The organism is Francisella sciaenopsi (assembly GCF_045862875.1).
Classification (GTDB): domain Bacteria; phylum Pseudomonadota; class Gammaproteobacteria; order Francisellales; family Francisellaceae; genus Francisella; species Francisella sciaenopsi.
On record NZ_BTHG01000005.1, the window covers coordinates 49,846 to 73,949 of the forward strand.

Here is a 24,104-nt window from a genome sequence, read left to right on the forward strand (position 1 = left end):
GAAATAATATGAAGGCTATTATATACAATGATAAAGACGATGTTTTTGAATATATTGAAAAAGACACTCCTAAATTAAGTAAAAGTACAGATATTCTAGTTAAAGTAATTGCTGTCGGACTAAACCCTGTTGATGCAAAAATTAACCAATGGGCTTCTATGCGAGAAGAGTCTCAACCTGAGTGGGTATGTGGTCTAGATGTCTGTGGAGAAATCATTGAGCTTGGTAAAGATGTATCAGGATGGAATAAAGGTGATTTAATTCTTTATCATGGTGATATGATGCGTGCTAATGGAGGTTTCGCAGAATATGCAATCCAAGACTCACAAACTATTATTAAAGCTAGCTCAAGCCTAACAGCTGCCCAACAAGCAAGTATCCCATGTGCAGGATGGACTGCATATAGAGCAATGGTTGAAAAACTAAATATATCAAAAGATGATAATGTATTTATCTCTGGAGGTTCCGGCGGAGTAGGTAGTTTTGCTATTCAACTAGCTAAAAATGCTGGTGCAAAACACATAATAGCAAGCTGTTCTGAGAAGAATTTTGAATATGTAAAATCTTTAGGTGCAACTCATGTAATAAACTATAATGATAAATCCTTAATTGAGGAAGTTCTAAACCATACAGATGGTTATGGTATTGATAAGCTCTTAAACACTTCTGGAAGAAGTACTGATATTGCTTTGAGTAACTTACTTGCCTTCAATGGCCATTTTCTAGAGCTTCTAGATGTTGTTAGACCTAGTGAATACAAAGACGTATTTATGAGAAATTTATCATTTCATCAATTAAGTTTAGGCGCTGCTCATAGGTATGGTGGTGACAAAGCAAAAAATCAACTAAAAGAAGTTGGTGAAAATATGCTAACTCTAGTCGAAAATGGTTCTATAAAGCTGCCTTTAATAAATACTATTTCAATTCAAGAAATGCCTGAGATTTTAAAAGAAATGAGAAATGCACATACTAAAGGAAAATATGTGCTTGTTTTGTAATATGTATTTTATCCAATGAAATAATTAGTTTCTAAACGACTATTTTTGGGCCAATCTATAAATTCAGATGTGTATTCACTAGTTTTCTTGATAACAAAGAAATTTGACACAGCTAAACTTGGAAATAGCATTGATAAGAATCTCGCTATTTTTTTAGGAAATGGATAAAATTGCGATCCTTTAACATTCTCTATAGTACAAAAATTTCCAGCTATATTTCTATAAAACTGTTTTATATCTCTTGGAGAAAAACCTCTCACATGTGCAGATATGGATTTACTACAAGTAGGATGATAGCCAAAGAGCATAAAGATTCTATTATGAAGTGATAATATATTTGGAACACCAATATATAGATACCCTCCAACCTTTAAGCATCTAAATATTTCATGATTTATCCAAAAAATCTCTTTAGTATGCTCTAACACTTGATTAGCAATAACTAAATCAAAATTATTATCTTCGAATGGTAGTTTATCTTTTTCTATATCAACATTTGCTAATCGAATATTATTTTTAGATAACTTTTCTTGATTCCAATTTCCAAAATCTACTCCTGTTAGATTAGCTCTCGCATTATTTTTTCTAACAACTAACAAATCAGATCCAGCTCCACAACCAATATCTAATACATTTTTAAAATCCTTCTCTTTTGAAAAAAAATCTAATATATGGCGGCCATAAGTTTCATTATGATCTACAATTTTTAATCTGCTAGAAGAACCTGTCTGCATTATATTTCCAATAATTTAATCAACTGAAATTCGCTTATACTTGATCTTCGTAATAGCATCATACTTATCACCAAGACGGCGTTTTTTATCTTCAATATAAGCATCATAATTTCCTTCAAACCAAACTACTTCGCTGTTACCCTCAAAAGCAAGCATGTGTGTAGCAATACGGTTTAGGAACCATCTATCATGCGAGATAACCATAATACAACCAGGGAATGCTAATATAGCTTCCTCAAGCGCTCTTAAAGTCTCGACATCAAGATCGTTTGTAGGTTCATCAAGTAGGATAACATTACCACCACTTCTAAGTAGCTTCGCAAGGTGGACACGGTTTCTCTCACCACCTGATAGCTGAGAAATATACTTCTGCTGATCTGCACCTTTGAAGTTAAACCTACCTACATATTGGCGTGACGGAATAGTAAATTTACCAACTGTAATTACATCTAAACCATCTGCAATTTCTTCCCAAACAGTTTTGTTATCATCTAGAGCATCACGCGACTGATCTACATAAGCTAGATTTACAGTTTCACCAATCTTGATTTCACCAGAATCTGGAGTTTCTTTACCTGTTAGCATCTTAAAGAATGTCGATTTACCAGCACCGTTAGCACCAATAATACCAACAATCGAACCTGGATATACATCCATCTCAAGACCGTCTACAAGAAGCTTATCATCAAATGATTTAACAATATCTTTGACCTTGATGACATTATTACCTAGTCTTTCTCCAGGTGGAATATATAGCTCTTGAGTTTCATTACGCTTTTGGAACTCTTGAGAGCTTAACTCATCAAATTTTGCTAATCTAGCTTTAGATTTAGCTTGACGTCCTTTGGCATTTTGACGCACCCACTCTAGCTCTTCTTTAAGAGCTTTTTGATGTGAAGATTCGCGTTTTTCTTCCATCTCTAGACGCTTTTGTTTTTGCTCAAGCCATTGTGAATAGTTACCTTTAAATGGTATACCTTCCCCTCTATCAAGCTCAAGAATCCACTCAGCAACATTATCCAAGAAATATCTATCATGCGTAATAGCTACAACTGTACCTTTATATTCTGCCAAGAATTTCTCTAACCATGCTACAGATTCTGCATCTAAATGGTTAGTAGGCTCATCTAGAAGTAGAATATCAGGAGCAGATAATAATAATTTACATAATGCAACACGACGAGCTTCACCACCTGATAGCTTAGTAACATCAGCATCCCATGGTGGCAAACGTAGCGCTTCTGCAGCAACTTCTAGCTTACGATCAATTTCCCAAGCTCCAGCAGCATCGATAGCATTTTGTAAGTTACCTTGCTCTTCTAGAAGCTTAGCCATTTCATCATCTGACATTGGCTCACAAAACTTCATACTAATTTCATCAAATCTAGTAAGCATCTCTTGTAAGTGAGATAGTGCCTCTTCAACATTACCTCTTACATCTTTTGTTTCATCTAACTTTGGCTCTTGTGGTAAATAACCAATTTTGACACCTTTACGTGGAGCTGCTTCACCAATAATCTCAGTATCAAGACCAGCCATAATTCTAAGTAGTGTTGATTTACCAGAACCATTAAGACCTAATACACCAATCTTTGCACCATCAAAGAATGATAGTGAAATATCTTTAAGGATATATTTGTTAGGTGGCACAACTTTGCCGACCCTATGCATTGAGTATATATATTTTTCAGCCATGCAAATTATTTTTGAAAATTTAAGATAAACAGATTATAGCAGATGATTAAAATAGTTTCTTTTATAAAGCAAAAATGACTTATTTTTTTGTTTTTTACAAAACCATATTCACTATAGTTTAGTTATTTTCATGATATTATCTTACGAACAATTTGACCTAATTATTGCGAGTTAGGCGCTTTTGTTTAAACTTTGAAATTAGAGATAATAAAATGAAAGACTTACAACTAAAAACTATTTTTCTTTGTTCTTTAGGCATGGTTCTAGAATATTTTGATTTTATAATATATCTGAGCTTTTCTGAAGTCATTGGAGCTCATTTACTCCATAGTTCTAATTCCCAAATTATCATACTTTTAATATTTGCTTTAGGTTTTGTTACAAGACCTATTGGTGGCATTATCTTTGGACAAATTGGTGATAGAGTTGGACGCAAAAAAGTATTGGTAGCTGCTGTACTTTTGATGACAATTGGCACATTAGGTATTGGTCTTATTCCTGATGCTTCAGTCATAGGAATATATGCTGGTTTACTATTACTTACTTTTCGTATTATGCAAGGTCTTTCTGCTGGTGGAGAGGTCAATAGTGCATTTACATATCTAAACGAAACTATTATTACTAACAAAATATATCCTATTGCAGCGATAATGATCTCGGCAGCTATAGGTGTAATGCTTGCTAAGCTACTAACGATAATACTTAATTTTATTTTCCCTGAAAACTATGCTTGGAGAGTTGCTTTTATACTTGGTTCTACGCTAGGGATTGTTACTTTTTATATAAGAAAAGAGTTACATGAAAGTCCTCTTTTTACGCAATTATTACAAACTAATCAACTGACAAAAAATCCAATTATTGAGCTATTCAAACATTACAAAATGCCGTTATTAGGCTGTTTTTTGATGACTGCTAATGTTATGTCTTGTATTACACTGTTCTATTATGCTTTACCAAGCTATTTAACAAATCTATCTAGTTATAACTCTAACAGTATGCTCAAGATTAGTATTATAGGTTTACTTATGATGTGTATATTTGGCTTACTATCAGCATTACTAATAAAGAAAGATAGCATTCCAAAATTGGATAATTGGTTCTTACTTTTCTCATCAATATTATCTATCTGGTTATGCTATGCTTTTATTCATAACTCACACTATATGGTTGCGTATTTAGTCTATAGTATTTTATTTAGTGCTTATATCATGATTGCTCAATATAGATGTATTAATGCTCTACCTGTCAAAGTAAGATTAGTTGGCATGGGAATTGGTTATGGTTTAGGTTCTGCAGTTTTCGTTGGATTTATGCCTCTTATAACACAAACTCTTATTCTAGAGTACCACTCACTTTATGTACCTGCTTTTATTGCTATTATTACAGCGGCATTATCTTTAGTAGGCTCTATTATTCTAAATAAAAATAGCTAAGTTTTTATATTCTTCTTTATTTTTCATAGCCAATATATTCGACAGAATCATTAGCTACTTCAAACTTAAATATTACTAATCTAAACCTAAAAAGAAACATACCCTCAGTGATATTATCTTCTTTGACTCTTCTAATAATCTCTTCTTCTAGAGATTCATTTGTATATCTACATAAATCAAAGATACTTGTAAAATCAGTATATAATTTTTCAAAGTTTATAGTTTTCATAGCTACCTACTTGGTAATATTTGTATGATTTTAAATATACATTATGAAGAATATTATCTCTATAAAAATTCTCAAAGTTAATTTGTCAAACTGATGTATGGTAATATTAATCATATAGTTACTGTGTAATATTGGGGAGAAGATATTATGGCCCGTATAGTAATAATTGGTGCTGGTATTGGTGGAATACCAATGGCATATGAACTAAAAGAAGCAATTGGTAATGATCATGAAATCATATTAATATCTAAAGGAGATAAATTTAATTTTGTTCCTTCAAACCCTTGGGTAATGGTAAATTGGCGTTCTAGAGAAGACGTTGAATTTACTATTACTGATTATATAGAAAAAGCAGGCATAAATTTTGTATCTGATGGCGTAAAAAAACTCTATCCTGATGAAAATAAATTAGTACTATTTAATGACAAAGAAGTAACTTATGATTACCTGATAATAGCAACAGGCCCTAAGTTGGCTTTCGATGAAATTGAAGGTATGGGACCAGATTTATATAGTCATTCTGTATGTACGATTGATCATGCAACCAAAGCAGCATCCGACTGGGATAAAGTACTCAAAAATCCTGGACCTGTAGTAGTAGGTGCAGCACAAGGAGCATCATGCTTTGGACCTGCTTATGAAACAGCTCTAATAATGGATACTGATCTAAGAAAGCATAATATTCGTGAACAAACACCTATTACTTTTGTCACTTCTGAACCATACCTAGGACATCTTGGGTTAGCAGGAGTTGGAGATTCACCGAAGCTTCTTGAAGAAGAGTTCAAAAAACGAAATATTAATTGGGTTTGTAATGCTAAAATCACAAAAATAGATGCTGAGAATATATATGTTGATGAATATGACGATAATGGAAGCATAAAACAGCAACATATTATCAAAAGCATTTTTAACATGATTCTTCCCTCATTTAAAGGAATTGATGCTTTTGCAAATATCGAAGGACTAGTTAATCCTAAGGGCTTTATTATCGTTGATAAACATCAAGCTAATCCTAAATATCCAAATATTTATTCATTAGGCGTTTGTGTTGCTATCCCTCCTGTTGAGAAGACTATAATACCTACAGGAGCGCCTAAAACAGGTTATATGATAGAATCAATGGTTACAGCAATAGCTAGTAATCTAAAAGCTGTTTTAAATGGAGAAGAGCAACATACTCAGGCTACTTTAAATGCCGTATGTTTTGCCGATTTTGGTGATGGTGGAGTTGCTTTTGCTGCAATCCCTCAATTTAAACCTCGCGAACATGATTGGTATTATGAAGGTAAACTAGTTCACTATGCTAAAGTAGCTTTTGAGAAATACTATACCTATAAAGTTAAGCATGGTGTTAGTGAACCATTTTTTGAAAAAATAATGATGCGTATGCTAGGGATATCAAAAGTAAAAGATGATGAAATATCCAAACAATAAGTTTTCTAATCCTCCAGGTAGCCCTATACGTAAAGGAGGAAGTAGAGATCTTCTAAAATTTATTTTTTCTTCTATGTTTAAAAAGCATAAAGAAGATTTTCCTAAAGATCATATCTTAGAAAAGCAACAGGCTTTAGAGCAATTAGATAAAGCTCTTAACTATAGTATTACTTGGTTAGGGCATGCTGCTTTTTTGATTAAGCTTAATGGCTATTCTATTGTTACAGATCCTTTTTTGAGCAAAACTGCTGGACCTGGATTTTTAGGACCTAAAAGGGAAATATATTCTCCACTAGATTTAACTGATCTTCCAAGGATTGATATGATTATTATTAGTCATAATCATTATGATCATTTAGACTCAAAAGTTATAAAGAACTTTCCAAATAAAGAAAATATCAAAGTAATAGTACCTCTTGGGCTTAGTAATTTCTTTATTAAAAGAGGTTTTAAAAATATAACTGAGATGGGCTGGTGGCAAGAGATTAATGTAGATGATATTACTATAGGCTGTTTGCCATGCGTTCATTTTTCTGGTCGAGGATTATTTGACAGAAACAAAACTCTATGGGCTAGCTTCTCAATCAAAGATAAAAACAAGAAAGTATGGTTCTCAGGTGATACTGCTTATGGCGAAGTATTTAAAGAAATTGGTAAAAAAGAAGATTTTTTTGATCTCGCTTTGATAGGCATAGGAGCATACGAGCCTCGTGATTTTATGTGTTCTGTACATGCTACTCCGGAAGAGGCAATTCAAATAGCCAAAGATATAAAAGCGACCAAAACCATAGGCATGCATTGGGGAACTATCAGACTTACTCCAGAGCCTTTTTTTGAGCCACCAAAAAGATTCAAACAGGCGGCTATAGATCAAAAATATGGCGATGATGATGCTTTGATTTTAAAAATTGGTGAGACTATAAATTTATAGTTTTTTTTTAGATATTTCTCGCAAAAACAATAAGTGTCAAACCTAAAATATACGTTATAAACATTAACACTATTAGCTTATTCGTACCTTTTGGTGCTTTGGCAAATTCTTTCCAAATAAATACACCCCAAAATGCGGCTATCATTGTTGCACCTTGACCCAAACCATACGAGATAGAAGGTCCAGCAATACCAGAAGCTATAAAGTTAAGACAAGATCCAATCCCCCAAATGACTCCTCCTAATATACCAATAGTATGCAACCATGGTGTTCCTTGAGAGAAATAGTCTTTAAAGTTAAGTTTCTTGCCTGAAATAGGAAATTTAATCATCCAACCATTGATTACAAAGTTAGATACAAATATCCCTACAGCAAATATAAAACTTGCTGTATATGGTGTCATTAAGCCAGCTTGAGGTGTTACAAAATCATTTGTGATCGATTTAATAACTAAAGGGTAGAAAAAGCCCATTAAGATACCTGAAATAATCGAAACTATAAATCCTTTAAGCATATTTTTGTTTTTATTATCAGAAATACGCTTATATATGACAGCATCAATAATAATTGCTGCAAGTACGCTCAAAACTCCTAAAAACAAGACTACAGGCTGACCTAGAGGTGTTGCTATATAGTTTGTAATCACGCCTATGACTAGAGCCAAACCGATAGCTAAAGGAAAAGCTACAGACATCCCTGCAATATCAATAGCAGCTACAAGTAGTATATTAGCTAAGTTAAAAACCACACCACCCATAAAAGCATAAATAAAACTCTCAGATGAGGCTTGAGAAATATCACTAAAGAATGATCTACCTTCTGTACCAAAACTTCCCATAGTTATAGCTAAGACAAAAGATACTATCAAAATCCCTAAAGCATAATCCCAATAATACTGCTGAAAAGGCCACTCTTTTGTTGAGAGCTTTTGTGTATTTGCCCAAGAACCCCAACATAGCATCGTAATTATGCAAAAAAATACCGCAACACCGTACGAGTGTAATACAACCATTTTAAATCTCCATATATTATATTTTTTGTTCTAAATAAGTATTTAATTTCTCTAAAGTAGGTGCTGAATCTTCTGCTCCCTCTACAGTTACTGCTAGAGCTGCTGCTGTATTTGCTATCTCGATTGATTGTTCTATAGATAGTCCTTTGTCTAGACAAAATGCCAAAACACCATTAAAAGTATCTCCTGCAGCAGTAGTGTCTACCACATCTACTTTTTTAGTAGCAAATAGTTTTTGTTCTTGTCCATTATTTTTTGATAATAGAGCACCTTGCTCGCCCAAAGTTATTATAACTGTAGATACACCTTTATTATGCAATTCTTTTGCTGCATGCTTAGCTGTATTTACATCTTTAACTTGTATACCAGAAAGGATAGATGCCTCAGTCTCATTTGGCGTTAAAATATCTACCTTTTTGAGTAATTCTTGAGGTAGCTCTCTTGCTGGGGCAGGGTTTAGTATAAAAGTTTGTTTGTCAGTGATTTTATTTGCTAAATATTCAATAGTTTCTAAAGGAGTTTCTAGTTGGGTTAATATGATATTAGCTTGTTGGATTTTTTGATTATGTTTGTCCAAAATTTGCTTATCTAACTTGGCATTAGCACCCATTACTACATTAATTATATTTTGACCCTGATTATCAACACAAATAAAAGCCAAACCTGTATTACTACTAGAATCTTGATTGATAGTTGAACTATCTAGACCTTCTTTTTTATAAAACTCTAAAAGCCTATCCCCAAAACTATCTTTACCAAGATTTGTAATAAAAGTTACATTTTTGCTAAGTCTTCTTGCAGCTACAGCTTGATTAGCTCCTTTACCACCACAAAACTCTTCATAATTCTGGCTTATTATCGTTTGACCTTTTTGCGCAAGTTGATCAACTTTTACAACTAAATCCCTGTTAGCACTTCCTACAACAACTACTGACATATTTATTCTTGCTTTTAAATAATTAATAAGTCTATTATAAGTATTTATAAGGTATAGCACTATAAAAATAATAAACTCTTATATTCTCTTCGAACTTTTATATATTTAACCTTACGGAAATAAGTTTTCTTTATTAGTTGTCTTGTTATAGGATTGATTATGGAGTCGTAAAAGCTAATAAAATACATATAAATTTATGTTTACAATCCATCTATCAATAGTTGATAGGTTTTTATGTTATATTTTTAATCTAATTACACTGTTATGTCTCTCATATATAGCTATAATTAATACATAAGTGGTTGTTAGGGCTCAAAGGAGTAAACCGATGAAATATGATGAAGCTTATTGCAGTCTTCTTAAAGATAAGCTGACCATATACGAAGTTCGAGATTTAAACTTTGATGAAACGGATGAATATGATTCCGATGATTCTACGTTTTTTTGTCCTGATGATGAATGCCGTGATGAGGTTGGTAAAAAATCTAAATTGGCAGTTGTAAACGCGAAAAAAAGAAAATACATAAAGACACCTCACTTTAAGGACACTCCAAATACAGAGCATCGTGAAAGCTGTCCTTATGGTAATCCAGCTCAGCTATCAGTCAGTAAAGATCCCGAGTCGACACATGTAGAAGGTGTTAAGGAGCATCACTTTCCTACAGAATTTATTCCTGTAAGAAAGAGGTATACCAAGAAGATTGAGAAAGAGAAGCCGGAAGGCCATTGCGATCAAAGTGTCACAACATCAAAGCCTAAACCTCAATCAAATACGAGCAGAGGAAAAAGCACGAACAGAACTAGCGTTCTAGAACATATCGTTGAATGTTATGTATCCAATAAAGACGACAAAGACACGCTTAAATCGATGCCCTTAGCAATTGGTGATCTTAAACTAAACTATTGGTCTTTCTTCAAACAGATAAGATACTTTCAGGATAGGGAAGGGTTAATATACTGGGGAAAAATTAAGCAAATCAAAAATTACGAGTTTAGCTTTAGATTTGACTTTGTTGATTGGGCCAACGATAAAAGCATATGTCTTTATATCAAAAAAAGCGTTATTGATTCATATCGCAAGAAACGGATCTTCCTAGAAGAAATCCGAGAATTAATTAAAGATAATGGTGAAAAGTATTGTTTCTTCTATGGAACTTACCCACAACTTAAAACCATTAAAAATGGTGAAAGCGAGTTCGAGGTTTACAATGGGGAGGTTGAAAACCTTGACCACCTACTTATTCGTACCATCAAGCCCTAACAAAGTGCTGCTACGGAAAATTTACTCGCTAGCGCAACTAAATTTCCGCAGAGCACAGCGTTAGAAATACATTGAGCAGGATGACATGAAATTAAATTCCAAATATTTAGAAACATACGATGAACAATATAATGGATTCCATAATGCTCTTGGATTGTATGATTCAATGCAATTTGTGTTACGTTTAAGAACTGATATTCATAATAAAATAAAGTCTTTACCTAGCGGCATTGTATCAAGTAAACAAATTGATTTTGAAGGTATACAAGCTTACTCGACTTATATACATGAAACAATTCACTGGTGGCAACACATGGGTTCAACATCAGGCCTTGTATTGAGTTTGATCCATCCGATGCAAATGCATGTCAATAAAATGTTTTTGGACAGATTTTTACAAACAACTGGCACGGTAAAATCAATCAAAAAATATAACGAATTAAATGCCAAAGAATATCAACCTGTTGATGAAGAATTTCAAATTATAAATCACATCATAAATAATTTTAGTGATATTGAATTTTTTAAATATTTAGTGATTTTTCCTAAAGAAGCCAAACAGGTAGTCAATGACCCTTTCTTTGAAAGTGTTGGTCATACATTCCATATAACATATTCAGCGTTTGTCCATTTGCTTACCGAATGTTTTGACAAAGAACAAAAGTACTTTCCAAAAATTGAAAATTGGGATGAGCAATTCAGAAAATTAAATGAGAATAAAGCAACTGGTTTTTATCACGGTTCTGATGTGTATATCTCACCAATTGGTTTAAAGGCTATATACGAAGGACAAGCACGATTTATACAAATACAATATTTATATTTTGGAATTGGAAAAAAATTAACTTGGAACGATTTTAATGACTTAGGAATGCTATCAGGAGACTATATTGAAGCATTCAATTCTTTCCTAACTTTAACAGATAGCCAATTTCCAGAAAGTATAGACGATCCACTAGTTGGATTATACTTATTGATCTGTGATCTTGCAATCAACCCTATGGAAGGCTTTCCTTTTGAAATTGAGAATTTTGAAAACTTCATCAATACTACTAATCCAGGAATCAGATTTATAACTTTGTGTAAACTTGTTAAAGACAAGTTTCCTGAAGTAAAAGACAGCATACAAAAATATAGTTCGGAAGAATATTATGAAGTATCTAACAAACTTTGTAAAGCTGCGAATTATAAATCACCCTTGGATGGGGCAAAGAAAATATTGGACTGGAGTAAAATCATTCCCTCATTAATAGATTTAGTTGAGGAAGAGAAAACTTTTACTTTTAATTTAGAGAACTTTCCTATTAGATTGATGTTCTCTAAATTTGTAAATTTTCAAAAGGATAAATACATCAATCCAGCTTTCTTCTGTTGGGCAGGTTATCACTTTACCGCAGAAAATATTAGTGAACAAACTTTTAACATGTTTGCTGAGCATGAAGCTTTATTCATTGATGATATTGATGGAGATATTTATCCTCGAAAACTTCCAAATAAAGAAGAAAAACAATTAACAGATACAATGACTACATTTTATACTTGGATTAGCGCCTATGACTTGACAAGACAATGGATTACCAAAGAAGGTAAGTTTGAGTATGACTATCTATGGCTAACAAGCAAATATACTCCTGAGGAAGTTAATAGATGGGCTAAACATGCATTTTCAAATATTTTTAAAGTTGATCCTGATGAGTTTCAAATTATTTAAATTTCTAACAAATCCTAGCACCAAACAGCAAGCTGTTGGTGAAGTCTAACGTTATGTTTTTAATCTTTAACCCATAGAAGGCTAAGTGTTATTTACAAGTAAATCTATAAAGTTACTCTGGTCTAATACGACTAGTATGTATTCTTTCTCTGGTTGTTCTGAAAAGTTGATTTTATTGTGCCCTACACATCGCACATAAAGAACTTACAATAAAATATTAAATTTTTAAATATTATTGAAAAAGAAATGATTATCTCTAAAAAAATAATCTAATTATTCATTTTAAGAAAGTGTTTGATAATAGATATACAAACAACTACAACTCTAAACTCTTACTAACGATTTCAAAGACATTTTTACTTGGATTTGATACTTTGATTCTTTCAAGTTCTTTTTTCATCAAAGCTTGTCTAGCACTATCATAACGCTTCCAACTCATTAAATTACGAGCCATTCTAGCTGCAACTTGATGGTTAATTTTATCAAGCTCTAATACTGTATCAGCCATGAAAGCATATCCTAAACCATCTTTACGATGGTATTGCGAGAAGACTTTATTTACTATAGTTATATAAAATAAATAGTATTAATACTTTTTTAATTATAAACTGAAAATACATATATTTTTATATGGCATAATCATAAGGAGCATTTATGAAAAAAGTACCTTTAGGATTAACTGTTGCAATATCTGCAACATTATTAACATCTTGTGGATCTAACCATAGAAATGAAAATTCTCTTAATTTAGAAAATCAACAAATAGACTCATATCAATATACGGATTTAAATTCATCTCAAACAATGGATTTAAAAACTACAACTACAGATTCTGTTAATACATATCCATTAAAGATAATAAATAATTCAAATGTATCGGAAGATACATATATAACTGTCATAGATGGAACAAATATATATACAGTAGCTGATGATGGTAGCCTAACAAAAGGTTCTCTACTAAATAATGCTTATTTTCAAGATTATAGTAAAAATATTGGTAATAAAGGCGATTTTACAATAAAACTACCTGATCCTTTTGTTTCTGGTAGAATATATGTTTCTATAGGACATCCTTTAGGTGGTGTTGCAACTGACGCTCCTTTCTATAGTACTTCATCTACAGATAATAGTTTTTATATGTCACAAGTTGTGTACGATAAATTTGAACTTACATGGAAAGATGGCATATTATATATAGATCCAACTAGTGTGGATTTTTTTGGAATACCTCTAACAATACAAAACCCTTCTCCTATAAAAGCTACAGATCTAACTGAATCGGGATATCCTTTAGGAATGAGTTGGAAAGAAATTATTGATCAAGCTAAAAATGCTTTTCCTGAAGGTGTTTCTTCTGAAAATTCAGATACATTGAATAAACTAATATTCAATAGTCCTTCTGGATCAACAATACGTATTATAAGTCCTTCTGGGATAGCTACATCACCTAATGCTAATAACTCTTTAGGATCATTAAAAAATTTAGCAAATAAACCAGCTTCTTCTGAACCTAGCTATTTATTAAATAAAATAACAACTCCTAGTGGCGACAGTTCTTATTTACAAAATTTAATTAGTTATTATGAAGATGCTAGTAAACACCAATTAGCTTTTGATGTAGGTCAATTATATGATTCTAAATATCCTCAAACAGATATTTTTAAAAATGTTGTTTATTTCGCTGATGGAATATCAAATAACAATCAATGTAGTCAGCAAATAAGTAGCTATGATGGAGAAGGTAGACCAATATATGGTGCTTATGCTGATAGTAGTAGTTGTTGGGAGTTTATACCAAAAGTTTGTAGTGATTTAAGTAATTTATTAACGTGTAAAACTCCGACAATAGGAGATCAAGCTAAGTTACAAAATGAATATATCCCTATGGATTATGTTAGTTCATTTGATTTCTTTAGTCCTGGTCAGTGGCCTTTTGATAATAATAATATACTACCAAAAGTGTATACAACCGTTGATACTATACAAGATAATCACCCAGCAAAAGGACTTATAGCAGAAGGTTTATCTGCTCTTTTCTCAGCTGGCTTACTACCTGTATCAAACTCAGATATAGAAAAAACAGCTATAAGCAAATCATCTTTAAACAAACTTGTTAACTCTAACGATGATATTCTATATAAGGATAACTCAGCAAATGGTCAATTAGAGGATAAAGGTCCTTGGTTTAGCCAATACTCTAAAGTAGTACACTCTATTTGCTATGATAGTGCTACTAAAGCAGGTTGTACAACATCAACATCAGCCACTAATAGAAAATATCCTATAGTATACACTTTTGCTTTTGATGATTTCTTAGCTCAAGATGGTACTCTTACTAGTAATACAACAGCTAATGATAGTACTATCTCTGTAACTATTAATGATATGCAAGGATATCCAAAAACAAATCCTGGAGCTCCTCCTAAACCTGATCTAAAAGTAAGTACACCTAATGTTATTTCTGGATCTACTGATGAATGTAGCAATGGAGAATGTACGTTAACAGGTATATTCACTTCAGCTAATACTCCAGATCAAATGGAAGATTTTTCGGTAAGTGTTACACCTCAATCATATAATGGTGGAAATAATTGCCAACTTAGCGGTGGTAAATGGTATCCTTGTGGTGCTATAGCTAATGTTATATCAACACAAACAACAAAAGTAAGTGGTCCTGATTCAAACAGTAATTATAAGTATATGGTTACATCTAAAGTTGACCAAACAAGTTTTGAAGGAGTTGCCACAGGAGCCACTTGGCATCACTGTAGTGGTTCTACAACTCTTAATCAATATAAATACTATATTCTTGTTTCAGATGGAACAAGTAAAAAAGGTGCAACCTCTACATCTTATTCTACTTATCCTGATATCAAAGGAGTATGTTAATATTAATCCTAACAAAACATCTAAAAATATTTATTTATAGCTCCAAACTCTTACTAACAATTTCAAAGACATTTTTACTAGGGTTTGAAGCTTTGATTCTTTCAAGTTCTTTTTTCATCAAAGCTTGTCTAGTTGCATCATAGCGTTTCCAACTCATTAAGTTACGAGCCATTCTTGCTGCAACTTGATGGTTAATCTTATCAAGCTCTAATACTGTATCAGCCATGAAAGCATATCCTAAACCATCTTTACGATGGTATTGCGAGAAGTTAGCTCCAAAACCACCAATAAGTGAGTAAACTTTATTAGGGTTTTTTGCATTGTATGCAGGATGATTAACTAAGCCTTTAACTATATCTAAAGCTGATTCATGGGATATTTGAGCTTGAGATAGTAGCCATTTATTTACAACTAAGTCTTCATGCTTCCAACGCTTATAAAATTCATTAATAACATTATCACGAATTTGTTTATCATTAGATTTTAACAGCGCTGAAAACGCTGTTTGCTGATCTGTCATATTATCAGCAGTATCAAATAACTGTTGTGCTAAATCTGTACCCTGACTTTGATCACTAGCATTCATCAGATAACTCAAGCAGACACCTTTTAGCTTTCTTTTAGCAATTTGCTTAGCTGATAGGCTATATAGCTTATTATCATTACACTCTTGATATACTGCCAGCCAATCATCTTTTAATTTATCTGCTAGCTGATTCATGACTTTTTTACGAGACTTCACAATCTCATCAACCATAATCGTTGGCATAGCCTCAGCAATTGTAGACTCAGTTGGTATCATTAGAGCATCACTAATTAAGGCTTTATCTAAATCTTTATCATGTAAGATTGATTTAAAAGCATTTAAAAACTCATCACTTATATCAGAGTTAGCCAAGATCATATTAGTAGCTAATTGCTGTAAAGAGTCCCAACGATTAAAAGCATTATTATCATATTTAACAATATGTAATAATTCATCTTCAGAACGCTTATGCTCAACTTTCACAGGTGCCGAAAAATCTCTAAATAAAGAAGCTACTGGTTTTGCAGTAATATTTTCAAAAGTATAGATTTGTTTTTGCTCTTTCAGCTCAACAACTTGCTCAGCAATATTTTCTCCATTTGGAGTTATAAGTCCCATACTAACTGATATATGAAGAACTTGTTTTTCTTTTTGATCAGCAGTTGGTGGCGTAGTTTGCTCTAGTGTTAGACTATAAATTTGATTTTCTGCATCGTAGTTTTCTGTAACTTTAATACTTGGTGTACCTGATTGAGCATACCATCTTTTAAATAAACTAAAATCACGATTATTTGCATCTGCCATAGCATTTACAAAATCATCACATGTAACAGCTTGTCCATCATGTCTTTCAAAATAAAGTTTCATCCCTTTTTGGAAACCTTCTTCACCTAGCAAAGTATGAATCATACGAATTATCTCAGCACCTTTATGATAAACCGTTACAGTATAGAAATTATTCATCTCAATATACGACTCAGGGCGGATAGGATGAGACATCGGACTAGCATCTTCAGCAAATTGAGCACTTCTTATAATACGTACATCGTCTATACGTTTAACATCTCTAGAGTTTAAATCAGAAGTAAACTCTTGATCTCTAAATACAGTCAGGCCTTCTTTTAAGCTAAGCTGAAACCAATCTCTACAAGTAACTCTATCGCCTGTCCAATTATGAAAATACTCATGTCCTACAACACTTTGCACTAGCTCAAAATCTTTATCTGTAGCAGTCTTATCACTAGCCATAATATATTTAGTATTAAAAATATTTAGACCTTTATTCTCCATTGCACCAGCATTAAAATCAGGCACCGCCACAATCATAAAAGTATCTAAGTCATACTCTAAACCAAACCTATCTTCATCCCATTTCATTGAGTCTTTGACGGCTTGCATTGCGTAGTGACATTTATCTATATCTTGTTTAAAAGCGTATATTTCTAAACTAATTTTACGCTGAGATTTTGTAATATAAGTATCTTTGATACTTGCTAGATCTCCAGCTACAAGAGCAAATAAATAGCAAGGTTTCTTGAAAGGATCTTTCCATACTGCAAAGTGCTGAGTACCTGAAATATCTCCAGATTCAACTTTATCTCCATTTGACAATATTACAGGATATCTTTTTTTATCAGCTATTATTTTGACTGTATAAGAAGACATCACATCTGGTCTATCTAGATAGTAAGTAATTTTTCTAAATCCAGTTGCCTCACATTGAGTGCAAAACACCTCTCCAGATTTGTATAAACCTTCCAAAGAAGTATTAGCCTCAGGGTTAATCTCTACCACTGTTTCTAATACAAACTTTTCTGGAGCATCATCTATAATTAATTGGTTTTCATTAACTATAAAATCTGTATTTGATAGCTCTTTATTATCTATTTTTATAGATAACAGTTTTAGATTATTACCATCTAAAACCAGTGTGTTATTTTCACGATTCGCTGGATTAGCTACTATATGTAAATTTGCTGTCACTCTAGTTTTTGACTCATCAAGTTCAAATTTTAGATGTGTTTCATTTATAAGATAATTACTTGGCTTGTAGTCTTTTAAATATTTAATTTCTGGTTGATTCATAGTTAAGGTGATATTAGATATTTTTATTTAGAATAGCAGTAGCTAAATATTGTTGCAATTATATACACTAACTATGAATTACTTTTAATACTTATAAGTTAAAATAAAGTGTGAAATAAGATACTAATAGTCTCTTATAACCTCAAAAACTTCTTTTAACTTCTGCTGATCTTTTTGTCCTGGCTCAGATTCTACACCTGAATTAATGTCATAAGCAGAACATCTTAACTCTATTGCTTTTGCTATATTTTTAGCATTCAGACCACCAGCAAGTATTATATTTTTTCTATCTTTGATAAGACTCCAATCAAAAGCTTTACCAGTACCACCTGATTTACCATCTACTTGAGCATCCAATAAGTGATAATCCACATTAGCAAAAAACTCTGGGACAGTTTTATCAATCCCATAAGCTTTCCATATCTGACAGTTTCTGTGTAGTTTTGATTTTAGTGCATCTATATATTCTTGATTTTCGTCACCATGTAACTGTACTGCACTAAGTTTCAAACCATAGGCAGTATTTACAACATCTTCGATGCTAGCATTAGCAAATACACCTACATAGTTTAATCTAACTTTTTTAGCTATTTGTTTTGCCATGGCAAAATCTACACAGCGAGGAGATTTTTCTACAAATATAAATCCTCCATACACCGCTCCTGCATTATAGGCTTTTTGAGCATTTTCTACAGAGGTAAGGCCACAAACTTTATTAAAGCCATATACAAGTTTTCTAACTGCAAGTTCTAGATTACGTTCACTCATAATAGAACTACCTATCAAAAAGCCATTAACATAATTTCTTAAATCACGGATTTCTTGATTTTTATAAATACCTGATTCTGAAATAATAATTATTCCTTTAGGTATTTTTGGCGCTAAAAGACGCGTAGTGTTTAGATCAATAGAAAGATCTCTTAGATTACGATTATTAATACCTATAACTTTTGCTTTGAGTTTGATAGCTCTTTCAAGCTCTTCTTCATTACTAACTTCAGTTAAGATACCCATACCTAGACGATTAGCTACTTTTGCTAGTTTCTTATACTCATTATCATCTAATACCGAAAGCATCAATAACACTGCATCAGCTTGATAATGTCTAGCTAAATATATTTGATATTCATCTATAATGAAATCTTTACAAAGTATAGGTTGAGCTACTTGCTTTCTAACAATCTCTAAATTTGCAAAACTACCCATAAAAAACTCTTCATCTGTAAGTACAGATATCACATTTGCATAATTTTTATATACTGCTGCTATTTCATTTAGATCAAACTTTTTACGGATAACTCCTTTAGAAGGAGAGCCTTTTTTACACTCTAGAATAAATACTGCTTTGTCTGACTCCAAAGCCTGATAAAAATCTCTATCTGTTTTGATAACTTCTTTTTTGAATACATCTAGTGGAAATAACCTTTTTTTTGCAAAAAGCCAATTTCTTTTTGCTTCAACTATTTTAGCTAATATAGTTTCCATAATACTTATTATTTATATGATTTTATGAAGTATTTTAAACGAAAAAAGAATAAAAGTTGAATTTTTCTGTACTTTGTTGATTTGAAGATTATTTATTTTAGATATTCGACATTAACTTCAGCATAATCTTCAATAGGATTATATCTATCAAAATCTGCTTTATAAGCTCTCTTTTTAGAGTTATCTGCCCAAATTTGTTGCCATTTATCAATGATAGCATCAGGTAGCTCGCCTTCAACACGGTACGTTTGATGGTTAAGCTCAATTTGCACTGAATTTAACCCTGTTGGTACTTCAAAAGACTCTGCCACCTCATAACCTATCAAAAGAGTGTATGGAGCGGTATGATCGCCTTCATACTCATAATAAACAGATATTATATCTTGAGATATATTTTGACCATTGAGATATTCTAATACCTCACTATTAAAGAAAAGCTCCCAAGCTTCTTCAAGCAAATCTTCTCTATCATTAGAAACTTTAGATGCTACACCTATTACTTTCATTTTACTATCTTGTTAAACATTCTGCATAGCTAGATGGTATATCAAAAGGTGCTACATTACTATATTTCCAATCCATATTTTGCCAAACTTTATTTACTGTTACATCACGCCCACATCCTGTACGATAGTAACAATATCTTTTAGGGTTTTTATGATGATAATCTTGATGATAACTTTCGGCTTTATAAAAATGTGTAGATGGTAAAATTTGGGTATATACAGGTTGGTTATGTTTTTTAAATTCTGCTTTTAATTTTTTAGTAATCTCTTCAGCAACCTGTTTTTGTTTATCATCGCTATAATATATAGCTGATTGATATTGCTCGCCTTTATCACAAAACTGTCCTTTAGAATCTGTAGGATCTATACGACGATAAAAATACTCTACTAAATCTTGATAACTAATTTTAGTAGGATCATATACCACTTCTACTGATTCTTTATAGTTTGTAATGCCTGCAGATACTGTTTTGTAAGTAGGATCTTTTTGCAAACCACCATCATAACCAGAAATAACCTTTATAATACCATCATGACTTAAATCTTGATGTTTTTGCATATATTCAAAATCTGACTCTAAACACCAAAAGCAACCACCTGCAAATACAGCTTTTTGATATTTACTTTCTGAATCATTAGCTGCAAATACAAAGCTACTTGCAAATAATAAACTACCTAAAATTATGATTTTTCTTTTTTTCATTTGTATAACTACCTAAATACTTATAAGTTTTAAATTATCATACATTGAAAAATAAGACTATTTTTTAACCAAATGATATTACATTTTGAAGAGTTTGATAACACTTACCTGATTTTATAAGTTCTACTATTTCTTGTGTATTTTGTTTTAGATTATCTTTACCATAAAGCTTCATAAGCATAGCGACATTTACAGCTACAGCAGCATTATGCGCTTGTTTACCCTTACCTTGAAGTATTTGCTTTATAATCTCTCTATTCTGCTCTGGTAAGCCACCCTCAAGATCTTTGATTGCATAAGTATCTATACCAAAATCTACAGGAGAAACTTTGTATTCGATTATCTGACTATTTTGTATTTCAGCAATATAAGTATCATCATGTATTGCTACCTCATCTAAACCACTTCCATATACCACTACGGCTCTGTCTATCCCAAGATTAATTAGAGTTTTTGCCATTGGCAAAATTAAATCTTTTGAATAAACTCCTATCACAACCTTATTTGGTCTAGCTGGATTTATCAAAGGTCCTAAAATATTAAAAATAGTTCTAGTTTTTAAGATAGTTCTAGCCTCTTTTATATACCTAAATCCCTCACTATAAAATGGAGCAAATAAAAACCCAAGATTATACAATTCTAAACATTCTTTTGTTTGCTGTGGTGATAACTCTATATTAACACCAAAAGATTCTAAAAGATCAAAAGAACCTGATTTACTCGATATGCTACGACCACCATGTTTAGCAACTTTATAACCAGCTGCCGCTGCAACAATAGCAGCTGTTGTAGAAATATTAATAGTATTAAACCCATCTCCACCAGTACCAACTATTCCAGCTAAATCTCCATTTATTTTTGGGAACTCTTTTGTATTATCAAGTAGAGCTTCTACGGCAGCTGCTATTTCTGTCGAAGTTTCTTGTTTTAGTTTAAGAGCTATTAATATACTAGTTTGTAAAGGTAACTCTATTTGACCTTTTATAAAGTAATCAAAAAGCTGATAACTTTCTTTATAATTAAGATCCTCTGAATTAAATAATTTTTCTGCAATATCTCTTAAACTAATCATTGCTGTACCCATTTAACTATATTATCTAAGAGTTTAGAACCATGTATAGTCATTATTGACTCAGGATGAAATTGTAAACCACAGACCTTATTTTTATCATCTACTACAGCCATTACCAAGTCATTAACTTCCGCTACAGTTTCGAGGCCAGTTGGTACTTTTATAGCTACTAAAGAATGATACCTAGCCACACTCAATGGTGATTCCAAACCCTCAAAAATACCATGCTTTATAAATTTAACTTTAGCAGTTTTACCATGAACAATTTCATTAGCATGAGATACTATACCACCATAAGCTTCAACTATAGCTTGATGACCTAAACATATTCCTATAATTGGTACCTTACCTTTAATAACTGATATAAGATCAACTATACATCCTGCACTTGCAGGATTACCAGGACCAGGCGATATCACAACTATAGGATTATCAGTTGAATTAATTTTATCCAAAAGAACTTCTAGATATAAGTTATTTCTAAATACTTCGACATTATTTCCTAGAACTCTAAATTCATCCACTAAGTTATAAGAAAATGAATCAAAATTATCTATAAATATAATATTAGCCATTTACTACACTCCATGTACATTTTTGATAGCTGATATTACAGCTTGTGCTTTTGTTCTAGTTTCATCAGCTTCTGCTATAGGTATAGAATCCAACACCACACCTGCACCTGCTTGAACCTCTGCTACCCCATCTTCAACATAAGCAGAACGTATAACTATACAACTATCTAAATCACCATAACCATTAAAATAACCTATAGCTCCACCATATCCACCTCTAGTCTGTTTTTCGACTTCTGATATTAATTGCATAGCTTTTATCTTTGGTGCACCTGTTAATGTACCCATATTCATGGAAGCCTGATAAGCATGTAAAGCATCCAAGTCATCAGCAAGTTGACCTACTACTCTAGAGACTAAGTGCATAACATGACTATATCTATCAACCTTTAAAAGATCAGCAACATAGCGAGTACCAGTTTTTGATATTCTTGCAACATCATTACGAGCCAAATCTACTAACATCATATGTTCCGCATTTTCTTTAGCATCTAATCTAAGCTCTAACTCAATCCTACTATCTAAATCTGTATTAATACTACCATCTGAATTTTTTGCTCTTCTGCGTGTGCCTGCTATAGGATATATCTCTACTTGATTTGTAGATTTTTGATATTTTAAGGCACTTTCTGGCGATGCTCCAAAGATAATAAAATCTTCATCTTGCATATAAAACATATATGGACTAGGGTTTGTACGCTTAAGCTCTTTATAAACTTCCAAAGAATTTTGACATGGCAAAAAGAAACTTCGTGAAGGTACAACTTGGAATATATCACCATCTATAATATGTGATTTTAGTTTATCTACTACACTACAAAAATCCCTATCATTTATTGATTCTTTAGGTTCTAAGTTGCTAAATTTTTCAACTTTTAATTCTATATCATTATTTATATTTTGCTTAATTACAGCAATACTATCCTCTAGATCTGCTATTGTTTTATGTCCAAAACTATTAACTTGTATAAATGTATTTTTTTCTTGATGATCACTTACAAGTATTGTATCTGCAAGATAAAATACATAATCTGGACATTTATTCTTACGCTTTACTTGACCTATTTCTTCAAAACTACCAACTACATCATAAGCAAATAAACCAGCCAAAAAAATACTGAATTCATTATATATTTCAAAACTATCTTTTATAATTCTTAAAGCATCAAAAACTGACTGTTTTTTTAATTTTTGATGTTCATTGAGTTGATAATCTTTTATTGATTTAAAAGTTAATATTAATTGTTTATTATCATATATATATTCAATATCATCTTTGATGTTTTTTTGTATCTCTTTTAGAGCATATTCGCCATTTTTGGATAATGGTTTCATAAAAATTTTGTTTTCAATACAGGCTATACGCAAGGCACTATTTAGTACCAAAATACTTTTGAGTTTATCTTTTGTATCTATTTCTGCTGATTCTAACAATATAGTATTTTTTTTGTTAGTACATAAATTAGCAAAACATCTATTTAAATCTTCTTGATAATCTAAATTATAGATATGCGAAGCTAAAAATTTTTCTGGCTCTTTTACTGACATTTAATCACCTTTTTTATTATCAGAGAATATTTCTTTTACTCTTGTAGAGCAATCTTTTAGAGCATTAGAACACCTTGTAACTGTACAAATACTTATACCTATTTCTTTAGATATTTCTCTTTGTGATTTAGTTTTTTTTATCAGTTCTTTGGTTAATAATACCCTTTTACTTAATTGTTCTTTTTCTTCTTTAGTTAACAAAAAATCACAAATAATATTAATATCTTGAGGATCTGAAGTTTCAGATAAGATATTTATAAATTGTTGCCATCCATTAATTGAACTCATATAAGCATAATTTTTAATGTATTTATGTAATGGTATACCATTACAT

General features: G+C 31.8%; 21 protein-coding genes. 7 read left to right on the top strand and 14 right to left on the bottom strand.

All coding sequences use genetic code 11. The features are described from left to right. The first annotated feature begins 8 nt into the window (after positions 1-8). Complete coding sequence (locus tag ACKTR7_RS06655; RefSeq protein WP_407877582.1) at positions 9-998, top strand: zinc-binding dehydrogenase; 990 nt, start codon at positions 9-11, stop codon at positions 996-998. An 8-nt stretch (positions 999-1,006) separates the two neighbouring features. Here ACKTR7_RS06655 and ACKTR7_RS06660 read toward each other — a convergent pair whose 3' ends face one another. Both ACKTR7_RS06660 and ettA read right to left on the bottom strand, forming a co-directional pair. Further along, the gene (locus tag ACKTR7_RS06660) at positions 1,007-1,732 is read right to left on the bottom strand and encodes a class I SAM-dependent methyltransferase (RefSeq protein ID WP_407877583.1); all 726 of its coding nucleotides are present in this window, start codon (positions 1,730-1,732) and stop codon (positions 1,007-1,009) included. A 15-nt stretch (positions 1,733-1,747) separates the two neighbouring features. Then, positions 1,748-3,427 carry an energy-dependent translational throttle protein EttA gene (gene ettA, locus ACKTR7_RS06665; RefSeq protein ID WP_407877584.1) on the bottom strand — a complete coding sequence of 560 codons (1,680 nt, stop codon included), beginning with the start codon at positions 3,425-3,427 and terminating at the stop codon, positions 1,748-1,750. Between the two features lie 212 nt (positions 3,428-3,639). On the opposite strand from ettA, the gene ACKTR7_RS06670 reads away from it, so the two are divergent. Continuing rightward, positions 3,640-4,860, top strand: coding sequence for an MFS transporter (locus ACKTR7_RS06670; RefSeq protein WP_407877585.1), 1,221 nt, complete (start codon positions 3,640-3,642; stop codon positions 4,858-4,860). 16 nt (positions 4,861-4,876) lie between these two features. Here ACKTR7_RS06670 and ACKTR7_RS06675 read toward each other — a convergent pair whose 3' ends face one another. Next, positions 4,877-5,089, bottom strand: coding sequence for a hypothetical protein (locus tag ACKTR7_RS06675; protein WP_407877586.1), 213 nt, complete (start codon positions 5,087-5,089; stop codon positions 4,877-4,879). Positions 5,090-5,236: 147 nt separating this feature from the next. Here ACKTR7_RS06675 and ACKTR7_RS06680 point away from each other — a divergent pair, with 147 nt between their 5' ends. Continuing rightward, the gene (locus ACKTR7_RS06680; RefSeq protein ID WP_407877587.1) at positions 5,237-6,526 is read left to right on the top strand and encodes an NAD(P)/FAD-dependent oxidoreductase; all 1,290 of its coding nucleotides are present in this window, start codon (positions 5,237-5,239) and stop codon (positions 6,524-6,526) included. Further along, positions 6,504-7,457, top strand: a complete 954-nt coding sequence (locus ACKTR7_RS06685) for an MBL fold metallo-hydrolase (protein WP_407877588.1) — start codon at positions 6,504-6,506, stop codon at positions 7,455-7,457. Before ACKTR7_RS06680 ends, ACKTR7_RS06685 begins: the two co-directional genes overlap by 23 nt. 7 nt (positions 7,458-7,464) lie before the next feature. On the opposite strand, the gene ACKTR7_RS06690 is transcribed toward ACKTR7_RS06685, so the two are convergent. Both ACKTR7_RS06690 and rbsK read right to left on the bottom strand, forming a co-directional pair. After that, entirely contained in the window at positions 7,465-8,469 is a 1,005-nt protein-coding gene (locus tag ACKTR7_RS06690) for a GRP family sugar transporter (protein WP_044527066.1), read from the bottom strand. A gap of 16 nt (positions 8,470-8,485) precedes the next feature. Beyond that, positions 8,486-9,406 (bottom strand): ribokinase, encoded by a 921-nt coding sequence (gene rbsK, locus ACKTR7_RS06695; RefSeq protein WP_407877589.1) that lies wholly within the window; start codon positions 9,404-9,406, stop codon positions 8,486-8,488. A gap of 328 nt (positions 9,407-9,734) precedes the next feature. Here rbsK and ACKTR7_RS06700 point away from each other — a divergent pair, with 328 nt between their 5' ends. Further along, a complete protein-coding gene (locus ACKTR7_RS06700; protein WP_407877590.1) occupies positions 9,735-10,667 on the top strand; it encodes a hypothetical protein in 933 nt (310 codons plus the stop codon). An 85-nt stretch (positions 10,668-10,752) separates the two neighbouring features. Next, positions 10,753-12,378 carry a hypothetical protein gene (locus ACKTR7_RS06705; protein WP_407877591.1) on the top strand — a complete coding sequence of 542 codons (1,626 nt, stop codon included), beginning with the start codon at positions 10,753-10,755 and terminating at the stop codon, positions 12,376-12,378. A gap of 316 nt (positions 12,379-12,694) precedes the next feature. Here the strand turns inward: ACKTR7_RS06705 and ACKTR7_RS06710 are convergent, their stop codons facing one another. Beyond that, positions 12,695-12,949 carry an aminopeptidase N C-terminal domain-containing protein gene (locus ACKTR7_RS06710; RefSeq protein WP_407877720.1) on the bottom strand — a complete coding sequence of 85 codons (255 nt, stop codon included), beginning with the start codon at positions 12,947-12,949 and terminating at the stop codon, positions 12,695-12,697. Positions 12,950-13,032: 83 nt separating this feature from the next. Here ACKTR7_RS06710 and ACKTR7_RS06715 point away from each other — a divergent pair, with 83 nt between their 5' ends. Then, positions 13,033-15,270: a beta-1,3-glucanase family protein gene (locus ACKTR7_RS06715; RefSeq protein ID WP_407877592.1), complete on the top strand. Its 2,238-nt coding sequence runs from the start codon at positions 13,033-13,035 to the stop codon at positions 15,268-15,270. Positions 15,271-15,304: 34 nt separating this feature from the next. Here ACKTR7_RS06715 and pepN read toward each other — a convergent pair whose 3' ends face one another. The 8 genes from pepN to trpR all read right to left on the bottom strand — a co-directional run bounded on the left by pepN (position 15,305) and on the right by trpR (position 24,058). Then, the gene (pepN, locus tag ACKTR7_RS06720) at positions 15,305-17,881 is read right to left on the bottom strand and encodes an aminopeptidase N (protein WP_407877593.1); all 2,577 of its coding nucleotides are present in this window, start codon (positions 17,879-17,881) and stop codon (positions 15,305-15,307) included. 123 nt (positions 17,882-18,004) lie between these two features. Continuing rightward, positions 18,005-19,366 (bottom strand): bifunctional indole-3-glycerol-phosphate synthase TrpC/phosphoribosylanthranilate isomerase TrpF, encoded by a 1,362-nt coding sequence (gene trpCF, locus ACKTR7_RS06725; protein WP_407877594.1) that lies wholly within the window; start codon positions 19,364-19,366, stop codon positions 18,005-18,007. Between the two features lie 92 nt (positions 19,367-19,458). Further along, entirely contained in the window at positions 19,459-19,872 is a 414-nt protein-coding gene (locus ACKTR7_RS06730; protein ID WP_044527071.1) for a GyrI-like domain-containing protein, read from the bottom strand. A gap of 4 nt (positions 19,873-19,876) precedes the next feature. Next, positions 19,877-20,575, bottom strand: coding sequence for a peptide-methionine (S)-S-oxide reductase MsrA (msrA, locus tag ACKTR7_RS06735; RefSeq protein ID WP_407877595.1), 699 nt, complete (start codon positions 20,573-20,575; stop codon positions 19,877-19,879). Between the two features lie 64 nt (positions 20,576-20,639). Beyond that, positions 20,640-21,647: an anthranilate phosphoribosyltransferase gene (gene trpD / locus ACKTR7_RS06740; RefSeq protein WP_407877596.1), complete on the bottom strand. Its 1,008-nt coding sequence runs from the start codon at positions 21,645-21,647 to the stop codon at positions 20,640-20,642. Then, complete coding sequence (locus ACKTR7_RS06745) at positions 21,644-22,222, bottom strand: aminodeoxychorismate/anthranilate synthase component II (RefSeq protein WP_013923726.1); 579 nt, start codon at positions 22,220-22,222, stop codon at positions 21,644-21,646. The genes trpD and ACKTR7_RS06745 overlap by 4 nt, the downstream gene beginning before the upstream one ends. Positions 22,223-22,225: 3 nt before the next feature. Beyond that, entirely contained in the window at positions 22,226-23,770 is a 1,545-nt protein-coding gene (locus ACKTR7_RS06750) for an anthranilate synthase component 1 (RefSeq protein ID WP_407877597.1), read from the bottom strand. Beyond that, positions 23,771-24,058: a trp operon repressor gene (gene trpR, locus ACKTR7_RS06755; RefSeq protein ID WP_044527075.1), complete on the bottom strand. Its 288-nt coding sequence runs from the start codon at positions 24,056-24,058 to the stop codon at positions 23,771-23,773. Positions 24,059-24,104 lie beyond the last annotated feature (46 nt).

Coding starts and splice junctions, on each gene's coding strand:
- rbsK (WP_407877589.1), bottom strand. CDS start 9,406: ATGTCAGTAGTTGTTGTAGGAAGTGCTAACAGGGATTTAGTTGTAAAA.
- ACKTR7_RS06685 (WP_407877588.1), top strand. CDS start 6,504: ATGATGAAATATCCAAACAATAAGTTTTCTAATCCTCCAGGTAGCCCT.
- trpCF (WP_407877594.1), bottom strand. CDS start 19,366: ATGGAAACTATATTAGCTAAAATAGTTGAAGCAAAAAGAAATTGGCTT.
- ettA (WP_407877584.1), bottom strand. CDS start 3,427: ATGGCTGAAAAATATATATACTCAATGCATAGGGTCGGCAAAGTTGTG.
- trpR (WP_044527075.1), bottom strand. CDS start 24,058: ATGAGTTCAATTAATGGATGGCAACAATTTATAAATATCTTATCTGAA.
- pepN (WP_407877593.1), bottom strand. CDS start 17,881: ATGAATCAACCAGAAATTAAATATTTAAAAGACTACAAGCCAAGTAAT.
- ACKTR7_RS06700 (WP_407877590.1), top strand. CDS start 9,735: ATGAAATATGATGAAGCTTATTGCAGTCTTCTTAAAGATAAGCTGACC.
- ACKTR7_RS06745 (WP_013923726.1), bottom strand. CDS start 22,222: ATGGCTAATATTATATTTATAGATAATTTTGATTCATTTTCTTATAAC.
- ACKTR7_RS06675 (WP_407877586.1), bottom strand. CDS start 5,089: ATGAAAACTATAAACTTTGAAAAATTATATACTGATTTTACAAGTATC.
- trpD (WP_407877596.1), bottom strand. CDS start 21,647: ATGATTAGTTTAAGAGATATTGCAGAAAAATTATTTAATTCAGAGGAT.
- msrA (WP_407877595.1), bottom strand. CDS start 20,575: ATGAAAAAAAGAAAAATCATAATTTTAGGTAGTTTATTATTTGCAAGT.
- ACKTR7_RS06670 (WP_407877585.1), top strand. CDS start 3,640: ATGAAAGACTTACAACTAAAAACTATTTTTCTTTGTTCTTTAGGCATG.
- ACKTR7_RS06705 (WP_407877591.1), top strand. CDS start 10,753: ATGAAATTAAATTCCAAATATTTAGAAACATACGATGAACAATATAAT.
- ACKTR7_RS06690 (WP_044527066.1), bottom strand. CDS start 8,469: ATGGTTGTATTACACTCGTACGGTGTTGCGGTATTTTTTTGCATAATT.
- ACKTR7_RS06655 (WP_407877582.1), top strand. CDS start 9: ATGAAGGCTATTATATACAATGATAAAGACGATGTTTTTGAATATATT.
- ACKTR7_RS06750 (WP_407877597.1), bottom strand. CDS start 23,770: ATGTCAGTAAAAGAGCCAGAAAAATTTTTAGCTTCGCATATCTATAAT.
- ACKTR7_RS06660 (WP_407877583.1), bottom strand. CDS start 1,732: ATGCAGACAGGTTCTTCTAGCAGATTAAAAATTGTAGATCATAATGAA.
- ACKTR7_RS06680 (WP_407877587.1), top strand. CDS start 5,237: ATGGCCCGTATAGTAATAATTGGTGCTGGTATTGGTGGAATACCAATG.
- ACKTR7_RS06715 (WP_407877592.1), top strand. CDS start 13,033: ATGAAAAAAGTACCTTTAGGATTAACTGTTGCAATATCTGCAACATTA.
- ACKTR7_RS06730 (WP_044527071.1), bottom strand. CDS start 19,872: ATGAAAGTAATAGGTGTAGCATCTAAAGTTTCTAATGATAGAGAAGAT.